The 9,801-nt window shown below is 59.0% G+C and carries 8 protein-coding genes and 2 pseudogenes; 8 read left to right on the top strand and 2 right to left on the bottom strand.

What is annotated here, in order from left to right; translation table 11 throughout:
- Window positions 1-163: 163 nt before the first annotated feature.
- The 6 genes and pseudogenes from bioB (at window position 164) to panD (ending at window position 5,663) form a co-directional block, all read left to right on the top strand.
- The gene (bioB, locus tag CU103_RS29400) at window positions 164-1,168 is read left to right on the top strand and encodes a biotin synthase BioB (protein ID WP_106667583.1); all 1,005 of its coding nucleotides are present in this window, start codon (window positions 164-166) and stop codon (window positions 1,166-1,168) included.
- Window positions 1,165-2,309 (top strand): annotated as a pseudogene (locus CU103_RS29395) (8-amino-7-oxononanoate synthase). Before bioB ends, CU103_RS29395 begins: the two are co-directional and overlap by 4 nt.
- Window positions 2,306-2,944 (top strand): dethiobiotin synthase, encoded by a 639-nt coding sequence (gene bioD / locus CU103_RS29390; protein ID WP_106667582.1) that lies wholly within the window; start codon window positions 2,306-2,308, stop codon window positions 2,942-2,944. Before CU103_RS29395 ends, bioD begins: the two are co-directional and overlap by 4 nt.
- Window positions 2,941-4,206: an adenosylmethionine--8-amino-7-oxononanoate transaminase gene (locus CU103_RS29385; RefSeq protein WP_106667581.1), complete on the top strand. Its 1,266-nt coding sequence runs from the start codon at window positions 2,941-2,943 to the stop codon at window positions 4,204-4,206. Before bioD ends, CU103_RS29385 begins: the two co-directional genes overlap by 4 nt.
- A gap of 2 nt (window positions 4,207-4,208) precedes the next feature.
- A complete protein-coding gene (locus CU103_RS29380; protein ID WP_106667580.1) occupies window positions 4,209-5,195 on the top strand; it encodes a beta-ketoacyl-ACP synthase III in 987 nt (328 codons plus the stop codon).
- 33 nt (window positions 5,196-5,228) lie between these two features.
- The gene (panD, locus tag CU103_RS29375; RefSeq protein WP_106667579.1) at window positions 5,229-5,663 is read left to right on the top strand and encodes an aspartate 1-decarboxylase; all 435 of its coding nucleotides are present in this window, start codon (window positions 5,229-5,231) and stop codon (window positions 5,661-5,663) included.
- Window positions 5,664-5,929: 266 nt separating this feature from the next.
- Here panD and CU103_RS29370 read toward each other — a convergent pair.
- Window positions 5,930-6,348: pseudogene (locus CU103_RS29370) on the bottom strand (AMP-binding enzyme); the annotation flags it as partial.
- Between the two features lie 576 nt (window positions 6,349-6,924).
- On the opposite strand from CU103_RS29370, the gene CU103_RS29365 reads away from it, so the two are divergent.
- The gene (locus tag CU103_RS29365; RefSeq protein ID WP_170117152.1) at window positions 6,925-7,842 is read left to right on the top strand and encodes a DMT family transporter; all 918 of its coding nucleotides are present in this window, start codon (window positions 6,925-6,927) and stop codon (window positions 7,840-7,842) included.
- 80 nt (window positions 7,843-7,922) lie between these two features.
- Here the strand turns inward: CU103_RS29365 and CU103_RS32355 are convergent, their stop codons facing one another.
- Window positions 7,923-8,111, bottom strand: coding sequence for a hypothetical protein (locus CU103_RS32355; RefSeq protein ID WP_245449067.1), 189 nt, complete (start codon window positions 8,109-8,111; stop codon window positions 7,923-7,925).
- A gap of 688 nt (window positions 8,112-8,799) precedes the next feature.
- Between CU103_RS32355 and CU103_RS29355 the strand changes: the two genes are divergently transcribed.
- Window positions 8,800-9,615, top strand: a complete 816-nt coding sequence (locus CU103_RS29355) for a toll/interleukin-1 receptor domain-containing protein (RefSeq protein ID WP_106667577.1) — start codon at window positions 8,800-8,802, stop codon at window positions 9,613-9,615.
- The last annotated feature ends 186 nt before the right edge of the window (window positions 9,616-9,801 follow it).

Genomic DNA, 9,801 nt, shown 5'->3' with positions numbered 1-9,801 from the left:
CGCGATGTGCTCCGGTCAGAGTTGCGCGGGACCGATGTCCTTAAGTTGCTCCATTTACCCGGCTGCCAGATCGAGTTTCTTTTTGCGGGTAGACTGTTGAGTATGCTGCAGTGCACAATTATAGATAGAAGAATGCACTACCAAGATGATGAAGAGTGCAGAGATGAGGGAGAACGTTGCGGTGTTAAATGGTGAATTTCAGAGCAAACCGTCCCTCAGCACGTCCGTCCCGTTGAAAGACGCCAACATAATCTATAATTTGCCGTTCAACGACCTTCTCTTCCGCGCTCAACAGGTTCATCGGGCGAATTTTGATCCGAACGCTATTCAGATGAGCCGGCTTTTGTCGATAAAGACCGGCGGCTGCCCCGAGGATTGCGGCTATTGCAGCCAGTCCGCCCATTATCCGACAGGTCTCAAGGCCTCCAAGCTCCTGGAGGTCGAGCGGGTGGTGGCAGAGGCACGCAAGGCGAAGGAGGGCGGCGCGACGCGCTATTGCATGGGCGCTGCCTGGCGCAATCCCAAGGATCGCGACATGGATGCGCTGGTCGCCATGGTCGAGGGCGTCAAGGCGCTCGGGATGGAGACCTGCATGACGCTCGGCATGCTGACGCCGCAACAGTCCGAAAAGCTCGCCGACGCCGGCCTCGATTATTACAATCACAATGTCGATACGTCCGAGCGCTATTATCCTGAGATCATAACCACCCGCAACTTCGCAGATCGCCTGGAGACGCTGGCGAATGTGCGCGAGGCGGGGATGAAGGTCTGCGCTGGCGGCATCCTCGGCATGGGCGAGACGGTCGAGGACCGTATCTCGATGCTGCTGACGCTCGCCAACCTGCCGGTGCCGCCTGAGAGCGTGCCGATCAACATGCTGATCCCGATCCCCGGCTCCATGCTCGCCGATGCCGCGCCGGTCGACCCCATCGATTTTGTCCGCACCATTGCGCTCGCTCGTATCCTGATGCCGCGTTCGCATGTACGCCTGTCGGCTGGCCGCACGGAGATGAGCGACGAGATGCAGGCCCTTTGTTTCTTCGCAGGAGCCAATTCGATCTTTGTCGGCGATACGCTGCTGACGGCCGACAATCCCGGCGAGGATCATGACGCCGCACTCTTCCGCCGACTTGGATTAAAGCCGATGGAACTGGAGCCGGCGCCTTGAGTTTGCCGGCGCTCGCCCGCTACGAGGCCACGCTTACCGGACTTAAGCGCCAATCGCGAATCCGCGAACTCGTCCCGCATCAGGGCGTGGATTTCACCTCCAATGACTATCTGGGCCTTGCCAATGCGCCCCGCCTGAAGGCTGCAATATCGGCTGCAATCGACCGAGGTGTACCGGTGGGCGCCGGCGGCTCGCGGCTGTTACGCGGCAATCATGCCGAACACGAGGCGCTTGAAGCTGAGGCAGCCGCGTTCTTCGGCGCTGAGAAGGTCCTTTACTTCGGCAGCGGATTTGCGGCCAATGTCGCGCTATTCTCCTCACTGCCACAGCGCGGCGACCTGATCGTCTACGATGCTTTGATCCATGCCAGCGCCCATGACGGCATCTCAATGAGCAAGGCCGAGGCGGTCGCCGTGCCGCACAATGACGTTGAAGCATTCGATCTGGCAATCCGCAGGTGGCGCGAAGGCGGTGGCAAGGGGCGCCCATGGATTGCAATCGAGAGCCTTTATTCAATGGATGGAGACAAGGCGCCGCTCGGCGCGCTTGCGGATCTCGCCCGCCGGCATGACGGCTTCCTCGTCATCGACGAAGCGCATGCGACGGGCGTTTTCGGCCCCGGCGGCCGGGGCATTGCCTCAGGGCTGGAGACCCACGGCAATATCCTGGTGCTGCACACGTGCGGCAAAGCGCTTGGCGTCACCGGTGCGCTCTTGGGCCTGCCTTCGACACTCGCCGACTATCTGATCAACCGTGCCCGCAATTTCATCTATTCGACCGCGCCCTCCCCGCTGATGGCCGCTGGGGTGCGGGAGGCATTGCGTATGATTGCCGACGAACCTGAGCGTCGCACACAGCTGGAGGCCTGAAAGATTTTGCGGGCGAACAGTTGCGCTCCAGGCTTAGCGTTTGCCCCAGCGGCTCGCAGATCCTGCCTGTGATAATCGGCGACAATGGCCGATCGGTGCGGATCGCGGCCCGGATGCAGGCCGAGGGCTACGACATCAGGGCGATCCGGCCGCCGACCGTGCCGGAAGGCACCGCGCGTCTGAGGATCTCCATCACGCTCAATGTCGATGAGAAGCAAATTGCACAGATGACCGAGCGGCTCGCCACTGCGATTGAGGAGGACCAGCCATGAGCCCGCGCTTCGTGATCTCCGGCACCGATACCGGGATCGGGAAAACGGTCTTTGCTGCAGCGCTGACGGGTGCCCTGGATGGTTATTACTGGAAACCCGTACAGTCGGGGCTCGATGGCGAGACTGACAGCGAGACGATTGCCCGCCTCAGCGGGGTTCCGCGCGGGCGCATCTTGCCGGAAGCCTATCGCCTTGCGACGCCCGCCTCGCCGCATCTCTCGGCTCGTCTCGACGGCGTTGCAATCGATCCGGAAAAGCTCGTGCCGCCGATAACCCGCCGGCCCTTGGTGATAGAGGGCGCAGGAGGGCTGCTCGTGCCGCTTTCGGACGATCTCGTCTTCGCCGATGTTTTTGCCAGCTGGCAGATTCCGGTCATCCTTTGCGCCAGGACGTCGCTTGGCACGATCAACCACACGCTGCTGTCGCTCGAATTAATGCGGCACCGCGCCATTCCGGTCCTCGGCATCGTCTTCATCGGCGACGAGAACCGCGAAACCCAGCGTATCATCGTCCAAATCGGTGGCGTTCGCTCGCTCGGCCGACTGCCTTGGCTTGAGAACACCACCGCCGATGGGCTGCGCCGGGCGTTCCGTGAGAACTTCGATCTTGCTTGCTTTGCAAAGGTGCCCGCATGAACCGCTCGACCATCTGGCACCCCTTCACCCAGCATGCGCTCGAACCGGCGATGAAATCCATCGTGTCGACCGAGGGCGCCTTTCTGATCGACCAGGATGGCAACCGCATACTCGACGCGATCTCGTCCTGGTGGGTCATAACCCACGGCCATCGCCATCCCACGATCATGGAGGCGATCCGCGCAGCGACAGATGCCTATGACCAGATCATCTTTGCCGAATTCTCGCACGAGCCCGCCGAAAAACTGGCCGAAGGCCTGATAGACGTGGTGCCGGCTGGATTGAAGCACGTCTTCTATTCCGACAGCGGCTCGACCTCAGTCGAGGTGGCGCTTAAAATGGCGCTCGGCTATTTCCACAATCGGGGAGAACCGCGCGACCGTATCGTGGTGATGGAACACGGCTACCACGGCGATACCATCGGCACCATGTCGACCGGGGAACGGGGCGTCTTCAATGCCGCCTATGAGCCGTTGCTGTTCGGCGTCGACCGGCTTGCTTTTCCGGAAACGGGCCGGGAACAGCGGACGCTCGACATGTTTGAAACCTTTTGCCGGGCGGGTGGCATTGCGGCACTCTTGATCGAGCCTCTGGTCCTCGGCGCCGGCGGCATGAAAATGTATGATGCCGGCGTGCTTGCCGGATTGAAGGCAATCGCGGAGCGCCATGGCTCATTGCTGATCGCCGATGAGGTCATGACCGGTTGGGGCCGAACGGGAACGATGTTTGCCTGCGAACAGGCCGGTATCACCCCGGATATCCTGTGCACGTCCAAGGGGCTGACGGGCGGCGCCCTGCCGCTCGCGGCAACGCTCTGCACCGGTGCGATCTTCGACGCTCACGTGTCCACGGACCGGCGCAAGACCTTCTTTCATTCAAGTTCCTATACCGCTAATCCGATCGCCTGTGCCGCCGCGGTCGCCAATCTCGACATCTGGCGCAGCGAGCCCGTGCTCGAGCGGATCGAAAATCTCATGGGGCTGCATCGGCAAAACCTTGAGCGATTTGCAGGCGATAAGCGTTTTGCCAATATCCGCCAGGCCGGGACGATTGTAGCGCTCGATCTCGTCGCGCCATCCGGCGGTTACCTCGCCGAGGTCGGCCCCCGCATGCGACAGCAGTTTCGCGAGCGTGGGCTGCTCATCCGTCCACTCGGCAATGTGATTTATCTGATGCCGCCCTACTGCGTGACGGCGGAGGAGCTCGGCCGCGCCTATGACGCCATAGATGAAGTGGCATCGATCGTTCTCGGAAAGGTCTGACGATGCTGGCCTGGTCTTCCCACATGGCCGGCTTTGGCCATGCCGTGCCAACGCGATGCGTCGACAATGGCGAGATCGAGGCGCAGCTTAGTCTCGAACCAGGCTGGATCGAGCGCAGAACCGGCATCCGCACGCGCTACTGGGTCCAAGACGGCGAGACGCTGAGCGGCCTTGCCGCCGATGCCGGACGAATGGCGCTCGAGGAGGCGCAGATCGCTCGAAACGACATCGCCCTCACCTTACTTGCGACCTCGACACCGGATCATCTGTTGCCACCGTCGGCCCCGCTCCTTGCCCACCGTCTGGGTCTCGTGAACTCCGGTGCCGTCGATCTCGCCGGCGCCTGCTCCGGTTTTCTCTATGCGCTCGCCCTCGCCGACGGCTTCGTCCGCGCCCATGGCCGCGCCGTGCTGGTGGTCGCCGCCAATATCCTCAGCCGCCGCATCAACCCCGCGGAAAGGGCAAGCGCGGTGCTTTTTGCCGACGCGGCGGGCGCCGTCGTGCTCGCGCCCATTAGAGACCGGCAAAGCGGCCTCCTCTCCGCCGATCTCGCATCGGATGGCAGTGGCTACGACTTGATCAAGATACCGGCCGGCGGCAGCAACCGGCCTTTTGCCTGCGATATGAACGCAGAGGACTTCCTGATGACGATGCAGGATGGCCGCGAGGTTTTCTCACGTGCCGTCGCGCTCATGACAAGGACCTCGAAGCGGGCGCTGGAACAGGCAGGGATTGCAGCCGCTGCCCTGGACCATTTCGTTCCGCACCAGGCGAATGCGCGCATGTTCGACAGAATTTGCGGTAACCTCGTTATCGAGCCGGAAAAGACGATCCGCACGATCGAAACCTACGGCAATTCGTCAGCCGCCACCATTCCGCTCTCCCTTTCTGTCGCCAACAGCAAGCGAAGATTTGTGAAAGGTGAAAGGCTTCTGCTCACTGCGGCCGGGGCAGGACTGACAGGCGGTGCGATCGTGTTTGCCGTTTGAAAAAATGAGGAATCAAAAGAGAGAGGATGACGGGTGAAAAAGTTCGTAGGCGCCAAACTGCATGGTCTGCGGGTAACGGAATCGAAGCTCGACTACCACGGATCGATAACGATCGATGCAGATTTTTGCCGCGCGGTTGGAATCGTCCCGCTCGAATACGTGGAAATCTGGAACAAGATGTCGGGTGCCCGGATCAGCACCTATGTCCTTTACGGGGAAGCTGGCTCGCGCTGCTGCATACTCAATGGCGCCGCGGCGCGAACGTGTCAGCTTGGCGATGAAATCATCATAGCATCCAGCGTCTACTGCCAGATCGATGAAGCGATCGAGATGAAGCCGAAGGTGCTGGTGTTCGGCCAGGACAACGAGATTATCGACCGGATTACCTACGACCCCTTCCGACAACCGGACGGCTCACTGGATATGGCGATAAGGAGTTCGGCCGACGGCTGCGAATCCGACTGGTGACGAACAGAGTCGAACGAGGACTTCAGCGGAACCCGGGATCATGGTTGTGACTGGGACGGAGCTACCGATGACATCAAATCTTGTGGACCCGTGGCACAACGCACACCCCCAAATCAATACGCCCACAATGCGTGAGGACGACGGTATGAATTTCGGTGGCGGAAAGTGGGAGAACTTTGCGGGGAAACGAAAGGCAGCAGATACGGCGGACAATTGGAAATTGGCCATCTTCCGAAAGATCGTTGTCTTTTTGCTCGATTCACATCCTATATTCCTATCCCGCGCGCCTGGAGCGCTGCAGTGATCTCGTCCAAAATGACAGGGTCATTGTCGCGGGCACAGCCCACGCCTCCTTGTCGGCAATCTTCTGCATTGTCCCTCGGAGTATTTTTCCCGAGCGCGTCTTTGGCAGGCGCTTGATCGTTACCACGGTTCTCAAAGCCGCCACCGGTCCGATGCATTCGCGCACCAACGCCACGACCTCGCTCTCGATGATCCTGATGTCACGCGAGACGCCCGCATTGAGCACGATGAAGCCAAGCGGAATATGTCCTTTCGTCCCCTCAGCCATGCCGATGACGGCGCATTCGGCCACGTCCGGGTGTGCGGACAACACTTCTTCCATGGCGCCAGTCGATAGACGATGGCCAGCAACGTTGATGATGTCGTCGGTGCGGGCCATCACACCTGAGTTGCGGACGGCCCAAACATGCATGCTGAGGAGCGGTTGGAAAGTGTAGGATTCTACGGGGGACGGTCGATCCGGACGGCAGTGAGCCATCGCGACACGTGGAGAATGGACCGCCGTCCCAAAAGTTTCGGTGCAACGAAGAGGACAATCCGGTCGAAAATGGCGACTTCTTTTCCGCCGTGGTGGTGCCACGGGCTCCACGGGCACGGTGAGGAGGAGCGCTCCGGCATAGGGTGACCGCATTTCAAAGCGTTGTGGCTCTTGTTGGAATTCGCCAGGATACGCAGATATCCGCAGTTATTCTGCCTATTGGCTGCGTTACGATGCGGGCGTCATTGCTGTGATCGCCTGGCCAACAAGGAGCCGGTCGGCGTAATTGCGCCTCGCCTGATCGTGGTTGCTCTTGCAGAGGGACGTGGGCGCGGATGGAAGAGGCTGGAGGTGGGCCCCGGCTTCGCCGCACTGTTCGACCGTGTACCATTCCGCTTAGGGCTTGCTCAAAGCTGCTGTCGCAAAAGTCGGCGATTCATGCCATGGAAAACTCGGGATATTTGCCACAATGGAGAAAAGATGGAATCTAGAGCGGGTCTGACACGGGCAACAATCATGCTCTCCCTAGGCATGGCTCTGTCAGGAACGGCAGGGCTTTTTTCCGTCTCGTCCGGCCAGCCGACTTTCAACGTGGTGTTTTTCCGCTGCTTGTTCGGAGCGTTGGCACTTATCGGATGGGTTTCGTTGCGGGGTGGCTGGCAAAGCCTTATCTCCATTGAGCGGAAACTGTGGCCACTCGTGCTGATGAGCGGCATCTGCCTCGTGCTCAATTGGCTGACCCTGTTCGAGGCATTCCATCGAACCTCGATCGGGTTCGCAACGATCATCTATCATCTCCAACCCTTCTGGATCGTGCTCGCCGGCGGACTGCTTCTGGGCGAAGCGCTCTCGCCGCACAAGATCGGGTGGATATGTCTCGCCTTTCTCGGCCTGGTCCTCACCATCCTGCCAAAGCTCGGGGATGTGCAGACCGACCGGAATTGGCTGATCGGCGTCGGCTTGGCGCTCGTTGCCTCGCTTTTCTACGCCGCCACGACGCTGACCATGCGCGCGGTCAAAGGCGTGAAGCCGGACGTGCTCAGTGCGGTCCATTGCTTGATCGGATGCATCGCCTTCCTGCCGTTTCTCAACGTGGCGACGCTTCAGGGCGGCTATGCCCCCGTGTGGGGATGGCTGATTGGGCTTGGCGTCATCCATACCGGCATCGTCTATGTGCTGCTGTATTCGGCATATCCCAGGGTGCCCACCACCGTCATTGCCGCTGCATCCTTCCTGAACCCTGCCGCTGCCCTGCTGTCTGATTTCTTCGTCTTTGATCGCTCTGTCACCGCAATGCAGGCTGTTGGCTTGGCGCTGATCTTGCTCGCCGGCCTCGGCGTGAATCTCGGGTGGCCGTTTATCTTCGGCCAACGCCGCGCTCTATCGCAGAAATCCTGAGATTCGTGCCGCTGCTACAGGAAGGTCAATATTCTCGACCGTCCTTTCTCGTGAACAGGCACGTGCCGTCCGGGCAGAATCTAACCCGGAGATCGTCGCGGGATACTCGACAACATCGTCAGAAGTTCGCCCCCCGATTTCCAGGATGCGAGCTGATCGGTTTTCGAGATGAACCGCGCGTGCGCTGGAAATCTCGCGCACATACCTGGGTGCAACTGAATCTCGCCGCTGTCGGTGATCAGCGTCGGTTCCCCTTCTAGCACGTACATCAGTTCATCCTGCCGGCTATGGCGATGGTGCAGCAAGGATTAGCCACTAGGCGCACGGGTGGTGAGATTGACCCCGAAACGTGAAAGGCGGGCGTGCTTCGCAGCGTCCGGTGTCGTCGCACAAACTACTGATTTTTGATACAGAAGCTCATGGTTATAGCATTTCGGCGAGCTGTTGACGGTGATCTACCGCAAATAGGCCGTGTAGTCGTTGGCGCATGGCGCTCGACATTTGCGGGTCTTCCGGCTGAGCCCTGCCAGGGGCGCCTTGGGCCTTTAGCTCCTTTACAGTACATTAAATTCGTTAACCGTCGCATGATGCGTGCACTTGATTTTCGTCAACGGAAGCGATTGTTTGCACAGCGTTTTTGGTTTGGGGAATCGATGTGGTTGACAAAGAAATTGATCTTGGCCTCAGTGCCTTGGAAATTCCAAGCCTATTGTGGTTGGTTCACGACGGCATGGAGAAAGCGATCAGCGTTCCTGCGACACACCACACGACCTGACGAACGAGGGGGTTAAGGCACGATCCGCGAGGGTCGATGCCGTACTTTTTGCTTTCCATGGGGTATTTCCTATCCATGAAAGCGATGCCTTTGCAGAAACTTATGGAGAGAAAGGGCACAGGGTCGACTCGCAATAAGTTAATTTGTTAGTGGTTGTGCCGACGAACTTATCGGGGGCCCGCATGGCAAAGAAGCCAACGACAAAACCAACCATATTCATTTCTCACATCAATGAAGAAGCTGAGCTGGCAGCAATGTTCAAAACTTTGATCGAAGAGAGCTTTCTGAACACGGTCAAAGTGTTCGTGTCTTCGGAGTCCGATAGTATTGCCCTCGGCGAGCGCTGGCTGGAAAATATTACAAACGGGCTTCAAAACTGTGTTGCCATGCTGGTCCTGTGCAGTCCTCAAAGTGTTGGCCGGCCGTGGATCAATTTCGAGGCCGGTGCTGGATGGACCCGGGGCATTGATGTGGCTCCAATTTGCCATTCCGGCATGTCACCCAACACGCTCCCCATCCCGCTTCAACTTCTCCATGGTATGCAAGCAACGGATAAAAAGAAGCTTCAGGAGGTATTTGGGTTGGTCGCCGATAAGCTTGGATCGAGTGTACCCAAGGTTAATGTCGATGCACTTTCCAAGGACATCGAAGTCTTTGAGAAAGCCTATATGTTCGAGCATGGAATTGGTAACGCACTCGTCATTGTCGGCCTGAAGTATATGCGAATACTCGAGGCCATCGGGGAAGCGACCGCCGGAGAGATCACTGAGGTACCAATTTCGTTGCAAGCCTATGATGCTCTGGAACCTGCCCTGGAAGCAGTCGAAAAGCTTGAAGGCAGTGTGCAGTTCGGATTTATCGAAACGCAGATGTTGATGAGCGACGGGCCGCGCGGGCGCATCATAAGAAATGGAATAGTCGAATTCACGCCTAGCACGAAGTTAATTGGGGCCGCCCAGCAAGTCATGGCCGCCGGAAATATGCAGTCACGTCAGTGACGAGCAACGGCCGGCGGTGCGTCGAAACTGGGCTTGGCTCTTTCGACGGCCGATGCTACGGCGCCGAACACAAAGATGCTCACCACGATCAATGCGGCGATGATGATCATATCTCTGGTATGGAGGGGATCGGGTTGCAAATGCCAACTCCGTTGGCCGTTGAAACATATGGCGGTCACACATCCA

This window comes from Phyllobacterium sophorae (genome assembly GCF_003010965.1).
GTDB classification, from domain to species: Bacteria; Pseudomonadota; Alphaproteobacteria; order Rhizobiales; family Rhizobiaceae; genus Phyllobacterium; species Phyllobacterium sophorae.
This window is presented reverse-complemented; position numbering and strand designations above follow the sequence as displayed.